The organism is Pedobacter sp. UYP24, from assembly GCF_054057295.1.
In genome coordinates, this window is sequence record NZ_JBSRZD010000010.1 from 20,860 (window position 1) to 39,165 (window position 18,306).

An 18,306-nucleotide genomic window follows, 5' to 3' on the forward strand; every position below is an offset into this window, starting at 1 on the left:
TTTTGCATTCACAAGAAAGCAAAACAATTGAAATACCCTTCCTTTAAAGACCTTATAATTTTCGAAAACAATGATTACATCGTTGTAAATAAACCACCTTTTGTAGCCTCATTAGATGAACGCGGCGGGTCAGGCGAAGTAAACATCTTACGTCTGGCAAAGCAGTATAGTGATGATGCACAAGTTTGTCACCGTTTAGATAAAGAAACATCTGGTGCCATTATCATAGCAAAAACGCCTGAGGCCTATCGCCATGTGGCAATACAATTTGAAAAGCGCAGAGTTAATAAAGTTTATCATGCGGTGGTTGATGGTCAATTTTCTTTTAATGAGTTGTTTATAGATCTTCCTATTTTAAATGATGGGAATAAAAGCGTTACCATAGATAGAAAAGAAGGCAAACGTGCAGAAACTATTTTTACAACCATCAAGCATTACCGACATTATTCACTTGTAGAGTGTAAACCTATCACTGGTCGCATGCACCAGATAAGGATTCATTTAGCTACGCAACGTGCTGCTATTGTAGGAGATGAAATGTATAAGGGTAAACCTGTTTTTCTTTCCAGTATGAAAAAAGGTTATAGGATTGCAAAAGATGAAGAAGAGCTTCCAATAATGAAGAGGTTTGCCTTACATGCAAGATTTGTTACCTTTAAAGGGCTAGATGATCAGGATATTGTAATTGATGCGCCATATCCTAAAGATTTTGCGACGCTTATTAAGCTATTGGATAAATTTGATTTATAAATAATTCGCTGCTGCCTCATTATTTGTAAAATGAAGCAGCAGCTATCTTTATTCTGCTAATCTTTTCAAGCCAAATTTCTCGATTTTGCTATATAGGTGACTACGCTGAATATCTATGTCATCAGCAGTTTTAGATACATTCCAATTATTTTTTTCTAACTTAAATTTGATAAATTCTTTCTCAGCATGATCTTTATAGTCCTGGAAATTAGTGAATTTCTCATAATCCAATTCTGATGAAGCATTAGTAGTAATAAGAGGTTCCCCGTTTCCAACAGCTGCCCCAATGTTTGTACCCCCCCCTGGATTAGCAAAAGCAATTACATCATGCTCCGTAATTATTTTATCACTTAAAATAATCAATCTCTCAATCATGTTGTGTAATTCGCGCACATTGCCAGTCCACGGTAAGCTTTGTAATGCAGTCATACCGCCTTCACTTATTTTCTTAACTGGCATACCATAATCCCTGCAAATGTCTTCCAAAAAGTTCTGTGCAATTTCAGGGATATCTTCAATACGTTCTCGTAGATGCGGAACGTGGATGTTGATCACGTTTAGCCTGTGGTAAAGATCCATACGGAAATTACCATCCTCAATTTCCTTCATCAGATCTTTATTAGTAGCTGCAATTACCCTTACATTTACCTCAAGCTCCTTTTCACCACCAACGCGACTTATCTTCTGTTCCTGAAGTGCTCTTAATACTTTTGCCTGAGCAGAAAGACTCATGTCTCCAATCTCATCAAGAAAAAGTGTACCACCATTAGCCAACTCAAATTTGCCTATACGTTGCTTAACAGCCGATGTAAATGAACCTTTTTCATGCCCAAACAATTCACTTTCTATTAGTTCAGAAGGGATTGCAGCACAGTTTACCTCAATTAGCGGACTATCGGCACGATTAGATTTTTCATGCAGCCATCGTGCAACTAATTCTTTACCACTGCCATTAGCTCCAGTAATTAAAACGCGTGCTTCTGTAGGCGCTACGCGATCAATGGTTTCTTTTATCTTATTAATGTTAACAGAGCTGCCAAGTATATCTCTTGTTTTGCTGACTCTTCTTTTTAAAACTTTAGTTTCTGTAACCAAAGTGCCCCTATCTAGTGCATTTCTAACAGTAATTAATAACCTGTTTAAATCTGGTGGTTTTGATATAAAATCGAAAGCACCTTTTTTGCTGGCTTCAATTGCAGTTTCTACGGTACCGTGACCAGAGATCATGATGAAAGGAAGATCAGGACTAAAAGATAAGGCTTGTTCCAAAACTTCCATGCCATCCATGCGGTTCATTTTGATGTCACATAGTACCAGATCAAATTTCTTTTTTTTGATCAGTTCTAAGCCTTCTATACCATTGTCAATATCTTCAACTTCATAGTTTTCATACTCTAAAATCTCACGAAGAGTACTTCTTATCGCTCTCTCATCATCAATTATTAACAGTTTTGCCATAGATATCGGGTCAGATTTATTTGTGCGCTAATATATTACTTTTTTTATTGGAATATAAAAAAATGCAAGCCTGTAAGCCGGGTTCTGTATCTAAATAAATTAAGACTTCTACCATTAATCCAGTATAAATGTTGCCATTTATCTCTAACGACCTACCCACTAACATCGGACGAGCAGCCCTACATGCGTTAGCCTATTTGGTCTTTCAACTCCCGGGGTTTACAAAGCAACCAGTTGCCTGGTTACCTCGTGAGCTCTTACCTCACGTTTTCAACCTTACCTGTGCCTTAAGGCCATCGGTGGTACACTTTCTGTGGCACTTTCCATAATTCAGGCTTTCAATCCTAAACCTCTTCCCGTTAGGAAGCGAGATGCTCTGTGTTGCCCGGACTTTCCTCTTCGAAATAAATCGCAGCGGTAGAACGGCTTGCATTTTTTTGCTAAGATACAAAAAAGTATTCTCGTACGAGGCTGGAACTTTTCGTTCAGAAAAAGGGTGGAAATCCAGGGCAGACGCATTAAAATTTTAAAATGTTGATTAGCTTATTTTCACTCGCCCATGCGCTGACAATATGTACAGGGGATTTTTTACCGTTTTCTTTGGCGCCACGGATCGTTTTACCATCAATACTGATCAATTGTGCTTTGGTAACCCCTTGAAGCGACATTATCCAGGATACAAAGCATTTTTCGAATGAACGGGGATCTAATTTGGCAAAAAAACGGTTAAAAGTATCATGGCAGGGAATGCCGTTTTCCAATGTTAAGAACGTTTTAAGCCATTCTTTCTTTATTTCTCCGAAATCTTCAATATCATACCAATCTTCTGCACCGCACAATACAGCAGCAATAGTGATGAAAATAATATCCATCATCTGATGCTTTTTCATCCTGTTCAAACGATGGTATTTCATCGTGCTAAAATACAAATGAAACATTGAAAAAAAGATATAATTGACTAATATTCAGTTATTTATATGTATATATTTCACATCATTTCGTATTTATTTTAATGCGTCTGCTCTTGGTGGAAATCCCTAGGCCTCTCCAGATAAGCTATTTTTGTTTATATTTCATAAGAAATTGACTAATAAAGGGAACTTATTGTTAGACCCTTTATAATGTATTCTTGTAATCTCGAGTGAAGCGTAACGGCAAGAAATCTTAATCGCATTACAAAGACTGGTAAGGGGAATGGGAAATGAGGGTTTCAAGGTCTAGTATTGCCGGCCGCGATATTTTGTAACGTAAACCGTTTTGGAATTCCCTTTAATAGATTTTATCCTAGCGAAAAGTTCTTTGTCATCAAATGCGTTGTAAAAAAGAATATTAACGTTGCCTATTGATTTTACTTGTCCGTTAGGATCATGTATATCAAAACCATTGTAGTATTTAATAAGAATGCTGCCTACAGATTTTAACGATCCAAATTTTTCGCTAATATCGAATGAGTTGTTATAAACAAATTTAATGTTACCGATAGATTTAAGTTTTCCCTTAGGATCATTGATGTCGAAATTATCGTAATAATCAATTTGAATATTTCCAATAGCTTTGATCTTTCCCGCTTTTTCTTTTTCACTGCTATCATAATATTCTACATCTTTTTCTGCATCTACATAGTTAATTTCTCCGTCGCCACTAACACCAACCAATATATCCCCGTTTAAGGTTAAGTCTACCGAGTTTATTCCTTTTCTTTTATCAGAAATTCTAAAGTTAGCGCTACTTATAGTTTGCGCATAGCTTAATGAATTTATGGCAGCCAAAGACACAATTATTAAAATTCTTTTATAAAACAGCATATATTTAAAAGTTAATGATAATTGTCACAACAGCAGTAACTTTAACAATATAAGTAGAAAGAGTTAAGTTTCATCTTTAATTACTACCTTAAATAAATTAAATGAACCAAATAAAATGAAACAAATTATTCTGCCATTATTAGTTTTCTGTACTTTTTTTAACATCAATAGTTATGCATTTAGACCCTTAACGAACATAGAAGGCTTACTATCCGCTTCCGATAATTTTCTTAATGCCTTATCACCCCAGCAAAAATCTAACGCCATAGTAGAATATAAACAAACCAATGCAATTAAGTGGACTAATTTACCATGTGGACTAGCCTGCAGGGTGGGTATTTTATTCAGTTCATTATCTACACATCAACAAGAATTAGCTCGGGAAGTGGCTAGGGCAGCATTAGGAAGTAACTCTGGTTCTGGTTATGAACAGGTAATAGGCATCATGAAGGCAGATGCTGCGCTGGGCAAAAGCAAAGATGGCTATTCTTCAGATAACTACATTATCGCATTTCTTGGGGCACCAAGTGCAACTGGTAAGTGGCAGCTGCAAATTGGTGGTCACCATTTAGCTGTTAATCTAACCTTCAATAATGGAATAGTAACAGGAATAACGCCCTTATTTATGGGTTTGGAACCGCCAGAAGATCCTACATTAAAATTCAATCATGATGCGATGATCGAATTGCTTACCTCATTAAGTCCAAACCAGTGTTTTATAGCGAAACTCGATAAGGGATTTAACGATGTATATCTAGGTCCGGGTAAGGATGGTGAATTTCCGGTAGTAAAATTAGGTATCAAAGGATCTTTACTTAGTAAAAAACAAAAAAGTTTACTAATAGTCGCTATGCGAAACTGGATTCAAATTGCTGACAATGAAACGTTTAAATCAATCTTAAAGGCATATGTCAGACAACTTGATGATACATATGTCTCCTATTTTGGAAATATATCGCTAAATAAAAAAGGAGATTACGTTCGAATAGATGGACCAGGCGTATGGATTGAGTTTGTTTGTCAACCAGGTGCGGTTTACCCACAGGGTATACATTATCATACTGTTTACAGAGATCATGTAAATGATTATGGCAATAGTTTTAGTTTTTGATGCAGAATTTTAACACAGCATAATTATTCTATTTGCAGTTACTCAAGTCTGTTGCAACTTGCTCTTGACTGTAATTACCATGTTTATTGCCAAATGTATTGGTAACATAGACTATAATTTGTGCGATATCTATGTTTGCAAAGTTTTCTGCAGGCATTTTTCCATCATACTTATTGCTATTTACAAAAATGGTATCTGTTAAGCCATTTTTAATGAAGCAAGCAATTTTGGTTCTATTTTCTTTCAGATAGGTAGTATCTGTAAGCGGAGGTGCAAGTGCAGCTAATCCTTCGCCCTTGGCTCCATGACAGTTTTGACAGTGAGAGATGTATAAATCACGTCCATTGGTATAATACATGTCGTACTGGATGCGGTTGGCGTCCTGACAAGAAATTATGGTTGCTGCAATTATGGCTGCAGATACCGATAAAATAAAATAGTTGCGCATCTATTTCTTAGCCTCTTCTGCAAGTAATATTGGTAAATCTCTTTTTAATAGCGCTATTTGTTCATCTTTAGTGCCATCGTAGGCACCACGCATGTGCCGATTTTTGTCTATCAGTATCAAATAACCTTGATGGATATAGTTTTCTTTAACAGTGGTATCTTCTATAACTGCTGATAAGTAGCTCTTTTCTGCAATATCATATATGCTTTCTTTACTGCCGTACGCAAATTGCCATTTACCACCATCTACTCCAAGTTTTTGTGCATATTTTTTCAGCTTAGATGGCGTGTCGTATTTAAAGTCGATGGTATGCGAAAGGAACATTACATTAGGATTGTCTTTGTATTCATCATAAATGGCTTTCATATTACGGTGCATAATGGGGCAGATGCTAGTGCATGAAGTGAAAAAGAAATCGGCTATGTATATTTTATCTTTAAAAGTATTGTTGGTAATCCTCACACTATCCTGATTAAGAAAATTGAAATCAGCTATCGGTGCATTTCCCATTATTGGTAAAGGTTTTTCTTCTTTACAAGCTGAATTGAAGAGGATAGCGGTAAGTAAAATTGATGTAAGGATATGTTTAATAAGTTTCATTTTTGAGTATTTGTACGGCTAAGTTACGAATTGTATTGGTATCCTTTTGAGGTAAATTGTCGAGTGATGTTGAAATTTCACTAAAAGCTGTAACCTCTTATTATAAATATTTTATTTGATAAATTAATACTTAATTTGATGTGTGTAATATTCTGATTATAAGTAATTAAAAAATTATTTTTTTTTAAAAAAACAGTACAATGGTACTATTTTAACATACTTATTAAGGATAGATGTTGTTTGGTTAAACAAAGGTAAATTTTAAGTAAAAAATTTAATAATTCATTTATAATGAAATATTTATATATAATTAACTAAATAAAATTGTTATATGAATTTGATATCTTAAAAAATCATGTTAGTTTGAATATTAACATGATTTAAATAATAAGGAAACATTCAATGTTATCAAAGTTCTGCAATAATCTGTGGAAGAACCCGTAGCTTTGTGAAAATTAAGGGCAGGTACCTAGTCCCGCTCTTTTTTAGAGAACTACAAGCACACAAATGAGAACAAGGAAAAATGCAGTCATTACTGCGGTTGGGGGTTATGTTCCTGATACTGTTTTGAGTAACCATGACCTGGAAAAAATGGTGGACACCAATAATGAATGGATTATTTCAAGAACAGGTATTAAGGAGAGAAGGATCGTTAACGATCCAAATATTGCCACCTCTGATATGGCAACTTATGCCTTGAAAAGATTAATGGAAGATGGTAATGTAAATCCTGATGAGATAGAATGTGTGATTGTTTCTACTTCAACTCCAGACTATGTTATGGTTTCTACTGGAAGTATGGTGTGTGAAAAAGCAGGTTTAAAGAATGCTTGGGGTATTGATACCAACGCCGCCTGCAGTGGGTTTTTATATGCACTTACACTTGGAGCAAGCATGATTGAAAGCGGTCGCTGTAAAAAGGTAATTGTTATTGGTGCTGATAAAAACAGTTCTATTGTAAACTATACTGATAGGAATACTTGTATTTTATTTGGTGATGGTGCAGGTGCAGTTTTGCTGGAGCAGACGGAAGAACCGGTAGGTTTGATGGATAGTTTCTTTAGAACGGATGGCAGCGGTAAAGAAAACTTGATTGTTACTGCTGGCGGATCAAAATTTCCTGCTTCGCAGAAAACCATTGATGACAAATTGCATTTTGTTCGCCAGGATGGAAGGGTGGTTTTTAAAGCTGCGATACAGGGTATGACTGATACCTGTAATGAAGTGTTAAAATCTAATGACTTGGTTAGTTCTCAGATTAATTACTTGATTCCGCATCAGGCAAATTTAAGAATTATACAATCTGTTGGTGATTATCTTGGCCTCTCTGAAGAGCAGGTAAAGGTGAATATAGACCGTTACGGAAATACTACTGCTGCAACAATACCGCTTTGTTTGTGGGATTTTAAAGACGATTTTAAATATGGTGATAAGATGATACTCACAGCTTTTGGAGCTGGTTTTTCATGGGGTGCCACCTATTTAAAATGGGGAAAATTAAGAACTAAGAATTAAGCAACGCTTCGCTTGCGCAATGTTGTTTACTATTGAAAATCGATGACGATAGAAGAAAAGATAGATGCATCTGAAACCAGGGTGTTTAAAACAGTTTTCCCTAACACTACCAATCATTATGATACGCTTTTTGGCGGTGCAGCTATGCATATGATGGATGAAGTGGCTTTTATTGCCGCAACAAGATTTAGCAGACAGTTAATGGTTACGGTAAGTAGCGATCGGATAGATTTCACAAAGCCTATCCCAGCAGGGACTTTTGTAGAGCTGATAGCCAGGGTTATTCATATTGGTAATACTAGCATGAAGGTTAGAGTTGATATCTGGATTGAACAGATGTACTCTGATTTGAGAGAAAAGGCTGTAACAGGTGAATTTTCTTTTGTTGCCATAGATGAGAACAAGAAACCTATTCCCGTTATAAAATAGTTAGTATATTTGCTGACGAAATGTTTCTAAAACTCCTATCAATATTACTTTTGTTTTGTTTGCTTAGTGCAAATTGCTCAAATCTATTTTTGTATATGGGTTTTGAAGTAAATCAGAAATACATTGCTTCCGAACTTTGTATTAATAAAGACAAGCCCCAGATGCATTGCAATGGGAAGTGCTATTTAATGAAAAAGTTAAAGCAAGCTCAAGACAAAGAGCAAAAGCAGGAACGACAGTCGCAGCAGAGTCAGTTGCCAGATGTATTTATTGAAATGCCTGTTTCGTTTAACCGATATGCTTTCGCAGAGTTTAAACTTCACGTTCCTTTTTCTACAGGAATGGTTAAAAGTATTAAGAATTCTATATTTCATCCACCACAGGAAAATTAACTATTTTCCTGTGAGGCTAGAATCAGTTGCGGTGAAGGGCGCAAATGACTCTTACTCTTCTTCAGAGGATTGGATTTCCTTTATATACAAATTAATTAGGCTGTATTAATGCTGCTTTTAGTTGAATTTGCACTATGTGGATTTCTATAACGAAGTATTTAATACCAGTTTTCTTCGAAAACGTGGTAAGTTTATTCTCATTTATTTTTATTTAATTTATATGTTATTTAGATACTTGCTGTCTACATGCCTGGTTTTTTGTGTAGCGCAGACGATGGCTCAAATTAAGCCCATAAAAGGGCGTATATACGATTCTCAAACCCGGCAGCCATTGGCAAATGTTGCTATTTATGCTGTTGACGCTAATTTGGTTTTGGTAAAACCCATTACACAGTCCGACTTAAACGGGTATTTTGAGATTATTATAACTAAACAAAGTTATTTTGAGAGTAAAAATGTTCAGAATGATAGTTCTGAGGTTAAGCGTGAACAGACTGAGCTTTTGGTAAAAGTTGTTTTGGTTGGTTACCGTACGCAATTGGTTAAAATATTGTCTGGTTCTGACATACTTAATGTTCAGATGGATGCAGATGGTGTCAGCTTGAACGAAGTTCGTGTACTGGGATTTTCTGGCGCCAAGACCAGTAAAGAGACAGCTGGTTCAGTTGCACTGATAACTAGTCAGGATATAAATAGGGGAAGTGCAGTTTCTCTACAATCTTCCTTAAATTCCATTCCGGGTGTACGTATGGATCAAAGCACGCTTTCTGAAGCGCGTGTTTCTATTCGGGGTAATGGAGTACGATCTTCCTTTGGAATCCGTAATGTTAAAGTATACGTGAATGAGATTCCTGTAACAGAAGCAGATGGAACAACAAGAATTGAAGCGCTGGACGTAAACAGTATTGGAAGGGCAGAAGTAATTAAAGGCCCTGCTTCAAGTATTTATGGAGCAGGAACCGGAGGAGTGATAAACTTTCAATTACAGCGCTCGCCCTACCAAGAACAGAGCATTGAAGGTACTGCATTGGTTGGATCCAATAGCTTATACCGTCTGGCAACAACCTACCGAAATGGAGGAGATCATATAAATAGTTTTGTTTCTTATGGCTGGCAGCAATATGATGGCTACAGGGAGCATAGTAATGATATGCGCCGGTTCTTGACAGGTAATTTTCAACTCTTCCCGAGTGACAAACGTATAATAACTTTACTTTTAAACAGGACAACACAGTATTCTCAAATTCCAGGGGGGCTTACAGCCAATCAGGTAGCGGTAAATCCATTGCAGGCGAATTTAACTAACCTGGACAAAGCAGCAGGAAGGTATCAAAACTGGACAAGAATAGGGTTAGGACAAGAGTATAGGTTTAATGATCAAATTTCAAACACTAGCAGTGTTTTTACTTATTTCTATGATTTGAATCATCCACTGCCGTATGCCTATATCCGTAATTTTTATCAGAGTTATGGTGGTCGCACACGTTTCGTTTTTGATCCTGAATTTAAAATATTGGCCACTAAATTTACCTTAGGTGCTGAGTTTAATGCAGGTTTGACAAAAGGAAATCAGTATGTAAATAACAAAGGTAATGAAGGTGCAATTAACTCGAACATTGATTTCAGGAATACCCAATATTCTCTGTTTTATCAGTCAGAAACTTCTCTTGGATTGAAAACTACCTTAATCCTTGGAATAAGCTATAATAGTTTGAAATATGATGTAGAGGATTATTTAAAGCAAAATCAGAGTGGCATTAAAACATTTGATCCACAGGCAACACCAAGGGTTGCCTTAAGTCATACTTTTGGGGATGATTTAAGTTTGCATGCCAGTGTAAGTTCAGGGTTTTCTCCTCCTTCAAGTTCAGAAATAAAGAATGTAGATGGCTCTATTAATCCTCAATTACAAGCAGAGAAAGCCATTAATTACGAGTTAAATGCTAAAGGGAATTTACTAAAAACTAGATTTCAATATGATTTGGCTTTGTTCAAAATGGATATGAAAGGAGAGCTAATTGCACAGTCTATACAACAGGGCATTACCATTTATAACAATTCAGGAAAGACCAGCCACAATGGAGCGGAGCTAGCTTTTTCATACCAATTATTAAAAGCAGAGGACAAGCGCCAACTTACTACTTTAAGGCCTTTTGTGGCAATTACTTATTCGGATTTTAAATTTAAAGATTATAAAATCTTAAATGCGAAAAATGTTGTTACGTCTGATTATAGTGGCAACAAGCTAACTGGAATTTCCCCTTGGGTACTAAATGCCGGACTTGATTTAGAAACAAATACAGGAGTTTATCTGTTTGGAAATTACTTTTATAACGATCGGATTCCACTAAATGACGCAAGTACAGATTACAATCCATCTTACCAACTACTGAATGCAAAGGTTGGCTATAAGAAATTGGTTCTCAAACATCTTGAAGCAAATGTATATGCCGGTATAGATAACATATTGGACCAAAGCTATTCCTCAATTCTTTCTATTAATGCTGCAGGCTTTAACGGTTCCCAGCCCGCATATTTCAACCCCTCTCCTAAACGCACAGGATATGGAGGGCTAAACCTTAAATACATCTTTTAAATTTTCTATGATGAATAAATTGATATTTTCAATCCCATGTCTGCTATTGTGGGCAGGTTGCAAAAACAAAACAGAAGAATTGGTATTAAAAAGGATGCCAATGGAAGGAATATCTGCTGTTGGTCCGTATTTTACACAAGACCAAAAAGGAAATAAGGTTTTATGCTGGACTGAACAAGGAAAGGACTCCCTTTATCGTTTAAAATACGCAATCTATAATATAGCCGCAAGCAATTTTGGTTTACCTGTTACTGTTGGGGTATCTCAGGGTAGCAACACCTCTGCAGAAAGTATGGGTAAAATAGCTTTTAAAAGCGATGGAACAGTCATTGCTATTTTTTCTAAGCGTTTCATGAAAGAGAAGAATCCTTTTGCGGGTGCTATTTATTACAGCAGTTCTTCTGATTTGGGTAAGACATGGTCGTTAGCTAGGTTTTTACATAGTGATACAGCGCATACTTATGGACGTAGTTTCTTTGATGTTGTTAATCTTAAAGATGGAGAGGTAGCGGCCGTTTGGCTAGACGGCCGTTTTGGTAAAGCAATAAAGGGATCAGCCCTGATGTTTAGTAGAACTACACAGGGTAAAGGATTCGATAAGGATACTTGTATTGATAAAGGAACCTGTGAGTGTTGTAGAACCAATATTTTTAAGGATGATAAAGGAAATATACATTTGGCTTATAGAAGTATACAGTTCCCATCTCTATTATCAGATAAACAGGTAAGAGTTATGGTTTATAAGACATCTATAGATGATGGAAAGACTTTCGGCTTATCAAAACCTATAAGTAATGACAATTGGCAAATAGATGGTTGTCCGCATTCGGGTCCCTCTTTAACTTGTTCCAATAATGAAGTAAACGTAGTTTGGTTTACCGCCGGAGGCGGTGCCGGATTATATTATTCCTCTTTACAACCAGGTGCAAAAGATTTTGGTTTACGTAAGCTGATTTCTGCAACAGGAAGACACCCACAGATGATTTCATTAATAGGCGGCAAAGATTTGATGGTCTGTGAGGAAACAGTAGTAAATGAGCATCATGAGATGAAGATGGGGACTACAGAGATGAAGATGAATCCTGCTAGTGCAAGTATGAACATGATGAGTCACGGACCGGCAGCGAATGCAAAGTTGATATTGAGATTAATTTCAAATGGAAATGTAGAAAAAAAGATATACCTAACTGATGGAAAAGAAGCAGATAACCATGCAGTATTAGCCAATGATGGAAAAAACACTCTGGTAGCCTGGGTTAGGGAGCAATCTGGGGTTTCAAAGATATTTTATGCCAATCTGAATATTGAAAATAAATAGATGAAAATTATGAAAGGAATAAAAATGATTTTATTTATAGTTGTTGTATTGGCAGCTTGTACGCAAAAGGAAGACTATAAGAAGGTTAGAGAGGAGGTTATGGGCTTTCACAACCTGGTAATGGATGATCAGGAAAAGATAGTAAGCAATCAGATGAAGTTGGATACTCTGCTTAAAACTATGAGCTTGATTAAACTGAAAATTCCTTCTTTGGATACAAATACGGAGAAAGCGCAAATTCATAGCTTATTAAAAGCACTGGCAGATGCAGATGATCGGATGAATAATTGGATGCAGCAATTTGAACCCGATGTGAGCGGTAAATCAGACCAGGATGCAGTAGACTACTTTAAAAAGGAAGAAGTTAAAATTAAAGATATTGACAGCATGTATAAAAATCAGCTTAAAATATCTGATTCATATTTGCTTAATTTTAAAAAGCTACGAAATTCTGTGGCATATAAGTGATGCTTTAGCTATGTAATTATATCGTTAAAGGTAAGTAAGATTCGAAGAAAATTAAAGCTTATTATGGGACATTGAAACTGGAAGTAAAAATGATGATGGCGGATATGGATGTGCTACTAAATGACTAGTTTTATAGCCATTTAAAGTATTGATGAAGGAAAAAGAAGATTTTAAGCTGGAGAATATTGACCTGTCTAGGTTAAGTAATTTGCTACATAGCAATAAAAGCATTAAAATACCCTTATCAATAATAGAAAATGAAAAAACGGTGCTGATATTTAGTCAGCACCGTTTTTATAGAAACCTAGTTATTGAATTGGCTGGAGCAGCCATTAGCGCTAAGGGAAAGTTAAAGAATCCTTTAAAGTTTATTGATGCTTCTGAACAAATCTGGAAGACCAATGATCAGAATGAGTTGAAGTTTTACAGTGCGGTTAATAAATTTAGAAATAACCTGCACGAGGGTAAATCTGACTCTGATTTGGAAGGGTTAAAGGCTTTGGCTAGAAATCCTCTTAAGTTGGATGTTTACATTCATAATGAAAGTATTTCATCGACCATAAGTGCTTCGTCTCTGGTACCAGCTAAATTGTATGTGTTAAAGATAGACTTAACGCTTTGGGTAAATAAGAAGAACAATCACTATGAGTTATCTGGCAAGCTATTACTTGAGGGTAAGTTTTATCCTCTGGATAGTTTTAAGCTGAAATACCAATATTTTATACAAATTAAGCATCATTTATATCTAATTAATAACCCTTATTTTTTAAGTGTGCTTTCATTTTTTAAGCAACATACAGATATTATTGTTGTTCATGATTCTGAATATGAGGATTTTCAGGAACAAGTACTTTCAAAGATAGAAGAGAAGGTAAAAATTAACTATTCATATTTGCAACCTGCCAGTCGGAAACAGATCGAAGAAAAGGGTTTTGACCTGGAAAATGAAAAAAATGTCTACTTATCGGAGTCTGGAGATTTTGTGCTAATTACCCCTGTGATTAAGTATGGTAGCCTGGAGATTCCTGTTATTTCACAAAAGCAAATCAGATCTAAAGATAAACTTGGAAACATGTTTAAATTGAATAGAGACGAGGAAAAGGAACTGCAAATGATATCTGATATTGCAAGGGCGCACCCATATCTTATAGAACAGATGAATGAATTTCCTGATCAAAAGCACGCGGACTGCTTTTACATGCATAGAAAACATTTCATGGATTCTGGATGGTTTTTAGATGCCTTTGTATCCTGGAGGAGCAAAGGGATGGCTGTTTTGGGTTTTAATGAATTGAAAGACAATAAATTTAACGCTTTTAAGGCAGAAATAGCTATACAGGTAATTAGTGGTTTGGATTGGTTTGAAACTGCGATTAAAGTAAAGTTTAACAACGAAACAGTATCGTTAAAACATTTACATAGATCCATCAGGAATAAGAATAAGTTTGTGCAACTGGATGATGGAACTATGGGGATACTTCCCGATGAGTGGATTACTAAATTTGAGGGTTATTTTGCTGCAGGAGAATTAATTGACGAAACAATCAGGACACCAGCTATTAATTATTATGCTGTAAATGAGCTTTACGAAAGTGAATTTCTAGATGATGAGGTTAAAGATCAACTTCAGTTATATAGTGATAAGATCTCTAATTTCGAGTCTATTAAAGATATCTCAGTTCCTATAGGCTTAAATGCGAAATTGCGTGAGTATCAAAAGCAGGGGTTAAACTGGTTGAACTTTCTAGATGAGTTTAATTTTGGCGCTTGTCTGGCCGATGACATGGGTTTAGGAAAAACGATTCAGGTAATTGCCTTTTTGTTATCGCAAAAAGAAAAAGGTGGTTTCAATACAAATCTTGTAGTTGTGCCTGCTTCGTTGGTTTTTAACTGGCAACAGGAAGTCGCTAGGTTTGCCCCTTCTTTGAAGATATTTACGCTTTATGGTGCGGAGAGAGCAAAGGTGGTGAGCGACTTTGATCAATACGAGATCATATTAACTTCTTACGGAACTTTACTCGCCGATGTAAGATTTTTAAAAGATTATAGGTTTAACTATATATTTCTTGATGAGTCTCAAACGATTAAGAATCCTGATTCACAACGGTATAAAGCGGTAAGGTTACTGCAGTCGCGCAATAAAGTAGTGTTAACTGGCACACCTTTAGAGAATAATACCTTTGATCTCTATGGTCAATTGTCATTCGCTTGCCCTGGTTTACTAGGTAATAAGCAGGAATTTAAGCGATTTTATTCTGTACCGATTGATCAATTTAAGGATAGCAAGCGGGCCGAAGAGTTGCAAAAAAGAATCAAACCCTTCATCTTAAGAAGGACCAAGCAGCAGGTGGCTACTGAGTTGCCGGATAAGACCGAAATGGTCATTTATTGTGAAATGGGAAATCAGCAACGTGAGATATATAACTCTTGCAGGGACGAAATCAGGGATTTCTTAATGGGAAATACTCAAGACGAGCTGACAAGAAGTAGTATGCATGTATTGCGTGGAATTACTAAGTTAAGGCAAATATGTAATTCAACTGCTTTGATAAAGGATGATAAATTCTATGGTAATATTTCATCCAAAATGGATATGTTGATAGAACAGATTGAAAATAAGTCGACAGACCATAAAATTCTTGTATTCTCTCAGTTCGTGACGATGCTAGACTTGATAAAAGCTGAATTGGTGGCGAGAAATATAGACTTTGAATACCTAACTGGCCAAACTAGAGGAAGAGAAACTGTGGTATCTTCCTTTCAAAATAATAAAAATAAGCGGGTATTTCTAATCAGTTTAAAGGCCGGAGGAACTGGCTTGAACTTAACTGAGGCCGATTATGTCTTCTTGGTTGACCCATGGTGGAACCCAGCAGTGGAGAACCAGGCGATAGACAGAGCATATAGAATTGGTCAACAGAAAAAAGTTGTGGCAGTAAGGTTGATCTGTCCAGATACTGTTGAAGAGAAGATTATGAAGTTGCAGGCATCAAAAAGGGATATTGCAGATGAATTGATCAAAACAGACGATTCCATTTTTAAAAATCTAACCAAAGCAGATTTGCTTGATCTTCTTTAAGGTTTATTGTATACGAAATCATTATGAAGAAGCTGATCTATTTACTTGTTTTCATAAGCACATCTATATATGCTCAGGTGAAACATATTTTACCTTTTGATTTACAGCGTATTGCAAGAATCACAGGAAAATCTTTACCTGGAGAACAGTTGCCCAATCCAAGCAGAACTGATGAGTTATACAATGTTGGAGGCACAGATTTGGGGATTGCATGGGATATGGAAAATGGTAAAACAGGGTTCTTTTTTGGAGATACCTATGGTAAGAGATGGTTACTAACAAAGCGTGGTGGTCCCGGAGCAGCAGGTGATTGGCGATCGAACGTTCTCGGTATCTCTGGTGATAAAATCCTGTCTGACGGAATAAAGTTTGATAAAATATTTAGCCAGGAGATTATCCCAAGTCCACATCAAACAGATGGTAAGGGTAGTCATACTTCGATCCCAACGTCCGCAATTCATGCCAATGAATTAGATTATGTTCATTTTATGGACATAAAAAAGTGGGGCAAAGCAGGTAATTGGTTCACAAATTATTCCGGATTATTTAAATCTGCTGATCACGGAGTAAGCTGGTATCCAATTAAGGAATTGAAGTTTTCTGAATCAAGTAAATTTGCTCAGGTAGCTTACGCAAAAAAGGATTGTTATGTTTATATGATTGGCACACACGCAGGCAGGAGTGGGCCAGCTTATCTAGCTCGTGTTAAAGAGCAAGATATAGAGCATCTAGAATTATATGAATTCTATAATAAAGTTATGGGATGGTGTAAAGGCAACGAACTATTTGCCGACGAAATAATTAGTGGACCAGTGGGAGAAGCATCATTACTTTATCATACCAAATTTAAACGTTGGATAATCACCTATTTAAATGAGGATAAATCAGCATTGGTTTTGAGAGATACAGAAAAGATTACCAACGATTGGAGTTATGAAAAAATATTGGTTTCAGGAAAAGAATACCCTGCGCTATATGGGGCATTTATTTATCCTTTAACAGATAGCGACGAACTATATTTCATGATGTCCATGTGGCAACCTTATAATGTATTTTTAATGCGAACTAGATTAAAGTTTGAAGAGTTAAATTAAACCATGATATTTATAAAGATTGACGAAAATCATAATAGATAATGAATTACCGAGAAATATTAGAACAGCTTAGAACGCATGTTACCTGGCTTTTTAAGACTGAAAAAGCCGATAAATTTTATTACCATAACCTGGAACATACAGAGCAGGTTGTAGAAAATGCAGTAAAAATAGCCAATCATTATCAGCTTTTGGATCATGACTTCTTTATAGTTGTTGCAGCAAGTTGGTTTCATGATATAGGTTATCTTTTTGATAAATCCAATCACGAGGTTAAAGGAGCAGAATTACTAGAAGAGTTTCTGCGTGATAAAGTTATCGATCAGGAGGTTATAAATAAGATTAAAGGCTGCATAATGGCTACCAGGATGCCGCAGGAACCTGATGGGTTGCTACAACAAATTGTATGCGATGCAGATCTGTTTCATTTGGGTAGTAATAGTTTTAAAGATCGCAATAAGTTGATGCGGAAAGAAGCAGAGGCTTTTTTAGATCACAAATTGAATAAAGTAGAGTGGCATAGCAAAACAATACATCTGTTTAATATGCATCATTTTCATACTGAATATGCACAACATTTATTAAATGAAAAGAAGCAGGAAAACCTTGATGAGTTAAAAAGCAAATTGGAAATCAAAGAAGTTGCAACCCAGCAGACCCATAAACCAAAAATTATAACTAACATGTCTGGAAAAAACAAAAAGAAGGATAAACCTGAAAGAGGCGTAGAAACGATGTTTAGAATTACTTCTACCAATCATCAGCGACTTAGTGATATGGCTGATAATAAGGCTCATATTATGATCTCTACTAACTCTATTATACTATCAGTAATATTGAGTTTACTACTTAGAAAACTAGAAGATAATCCACATTTAATCATTCCAACAATGCTGCTGTTAATTATTTGCGTGGTCACTATGGTATTCTCAATATTGGCAACCAGACCATCAATACCTGAAGGTGTCTTTACTCCTGATGACATACAGAAAAAAAAGGTCAATCTTTTGTTCTTCGGAAATTTTTATAGAATGAGTTTACCGGATTATGAGAATGGAATGAATATAATGATGGAAGACAGGGACTTTCTTTATGGTAGCTTAATAAAGGATGTATATGCTCAAGGTGTTGTTTTGGGTAGAAAATATCGATTATTAAGAATAGCGTACAACGTTTTCATGTTCGGGATAATTGCTGCGGTACTTGCGTTTACAATTTCAGTGGCAGTAGTTACCCTTTAACT

16 protein-coding genes and 1 other RNA gene are annotated in these 18,306 nt (G+C 35.9%); 11 read left to right on the top strand and 6 right to left on the bottom strand.

The window, feature by feature from the left end; translation table 11 throughout:
• Positions 1–27 precede the first annotated feature (27 nt).
• Positions 28–750 (top strand): RluA family pseudouridine synthase, encoded by a 723-nt coding sequence (locus ACVWYN_RS15485; protein ID WP_457289784.1) that lies wholly within the window; start codon positions 28–30, stop codon positions 748–750.
• Positions 751–798: 48 nt separating this feature from the next.
• On the opposite strand, the gene ACVWYN_RS15490 is transcribed toward ACVWYN_RS15485, so the two are convergent.
• The 4 genes from ACVWYN_RS15490 to ACVWYN_RS15505 form a co-directional block, all read right to left on the bottom strand.
• Positions 799–2,208 (bottom strand): sigma-54-dependent transcriptional regulator, encoded by a 1,410-nt coding sequence (locus ACVWYN_RS15490; RefSeq protein WP_457289785.1) that lies wholly within the window; start codon positions 2,206–2,208, stop codon positions 799–801.
• Between the two features lie 57 nt (positions 2,209–2,265).
• An RNA gene (gene rnpB, locus ACVWYN_RS15495) (RNase P RNA component class A) lies at positions 2,266–2,642 on the bottom strand.
• 84 nt (positions 2,643–2,726) lie between these two features.
• Positions 2,727–3,146, bottom strand: coding sequence for an ISAs1 family transposase (locus ACVWYN_RS15500; protein WP_457289786.1), 420 nt, complete (start codon positions 3,144–3,146; stop codon positions 2,727–2,729).
• 279 nt (positions 3,147–3,425) lie between these two features.
• Positions 3,426–4,013, bottom strand: a complete 588-nt coding sequence (locus ACVWYN_RS15505) for a hypothetical protein (protein WP_457289787.1) — start codon at positions 4,011–4,013, stop codon at positions 3,426–3,428.
• A gap of 115 nt (positions 4,014–4,128) precedes the next feature.
• Between ACVWYN_RS15505 and ACVWYN_RS15510 the strand changes: the two genes are divergently transcribed.
• Entirely contained in the window at positions 4,129–5,124 is a 996-nt protein-coding gene (locus ACVWYN_RS15510; RefSeq protein ID WP_457289788.1) for a DUF3500 domain-containing protein, read from the top strand.
• Positions 5,125–5,152: 28 nt separating this feature from the next.
• On the opposite strand, the gene ACVWYN_RS15515 is transcribed toward ACVWYN_RS15510, so the two are convergent.
• Together ACVWYN_RS15515 and ACVWYN_RS15520 are read right to left on the bottom strand one after the other, a co-directional pair.
• On the bottom strand, positions 5,153–5,572 hold the full coding sequence (locus ACVWYN_RS15515) for a c-type cytochrome (protein WP_457289789.1): 420 nt from the start codon (positions 5,570–5,572) through the stop codon (positions 5,153–5,155).
• A complete protein-coding gene (locus tag ACVWYN_RS15520) occupies positions 5,573–6,172 on the bottom strand; it encodes an SCO family protein (protein WP_457289790.1) in 600 nt (199 codons plus the stop codon).
• Positions 6,173–6,679: 507 nt separating this feature from the next.
• On the opposite strand from ACVWYN_RS15520, the gene ACVWYN_RS15525 reads away from it, so the two are divergent.
• The 9 genes from ACVWYN_RS15525 (at position 6,680) to ACVWYN_RS15565 (ending at position 18,304) form a co-directional block, all read left to right on the top strand.
• Positions 6,680–7,687, top strand: coding sequence for a beta-ketoacyl-ACP synthase III (locus tag ACVWYN_RS15525; RefSeq protein ID WP_457289791.1), 1,008 nt, complete (start codon positions 6,680–6,682; stop codon positions 7,685–7,687).
• A gap of 42 nt (positions 7,688–7,729) precedes the next feature.
• Positions 7,730–8,116, top strand: a complete 387-nt coding sequence (locus tag ACVWYN_RS15530; RefSeq protein ID WP_457289792.1) for an acyl-CoA thioesterase — start codon at positions 7,730–7,732, stop codon at positions 8,114–8,116.
• A gap of 95 nt (positions 8,117–8,211) precedes the next feature.
• The gene (locus ACVWYN_RS15535; protein WP_457289793.1) at positions 8,212–8,508 is read left to right on the top strand and encodes a hypothetical protein; all 297 of its coding nucleotides are present in this window, start codon (positions 8,212–8,214) and stop codon (positions 8,506–8,508) included.
• Positions 8,509–8,728: 220 nt separating this feature from the next.
• Positions 8,729–11,104, top strand: a complete 2,376-nt coding sequence (locus ACVWYN_RS15540) for a TonB-dependent receptor domain-containing protein (RefSeq protein ID WP_457289794.1) — start codon at positions 8,729–8,731, stop codon at positions 11,102–11,104.
• Between the two features lie 7 nt (positions 11,105–11,111).
• A complete protein-coding gene (locus ACVWYN_RS15545) occupies positions 11,112–12,422 on the top strand; it encodes a sialidase family protein (RefSeq protein ID WP_457289795.1) in 1,311 nt (436 codons plus the stop codon).
• Positions 12,423–12,431: 9 nt separating this feature from the next.
• Entirely contained in the window at positions 12,432–12,890 is a 459-nt protein-coding gene (locus ACVWYN_RS15550; protein ID WP_457289796.1) for a hypothetical protein, read from the top strand.
• 151 nt (positions 12,891–13,041) lie between these two features.
• Positions 13,042–15,969, top strand: a complete 2,928-nt coding sequence (locus ACVWYN_RS15555) for an SNF2-related protein (RefSeq protein WP_457289797.1) — start codon at positions 13,042–13,044, stop codon at positions 15,967–15,969.
• Between the two features lie 23 nt (positions 15,970–15,992).
• Complete coding sequence (locus ACVWYN_RS15560; protein WP_457289798.1) at positions 15,993–17,063, top strand: DUF4185 domain-containing protein; 1,071 nt, start codon at positions 15,993–15,995, stop codon at positions 17,061–17,063.
• Positions 17,064–17,104: 41 nt separating this feature from the next.
• Positions 17,105–18,304 carry a Pycsar system effector family protein gene (locus ACVWYN_RS15565; protein WP_457289799.1) on the top strand — a complete coding sequence of 400 codons (1,200 nt, stop codon included), beginning with the start codon at positions 17,105–17,107 and terminating at the stop codon, positions 18,302–18,304.
• Positions 18,305–18,306 lie beyond the last annotated feature (2 nt).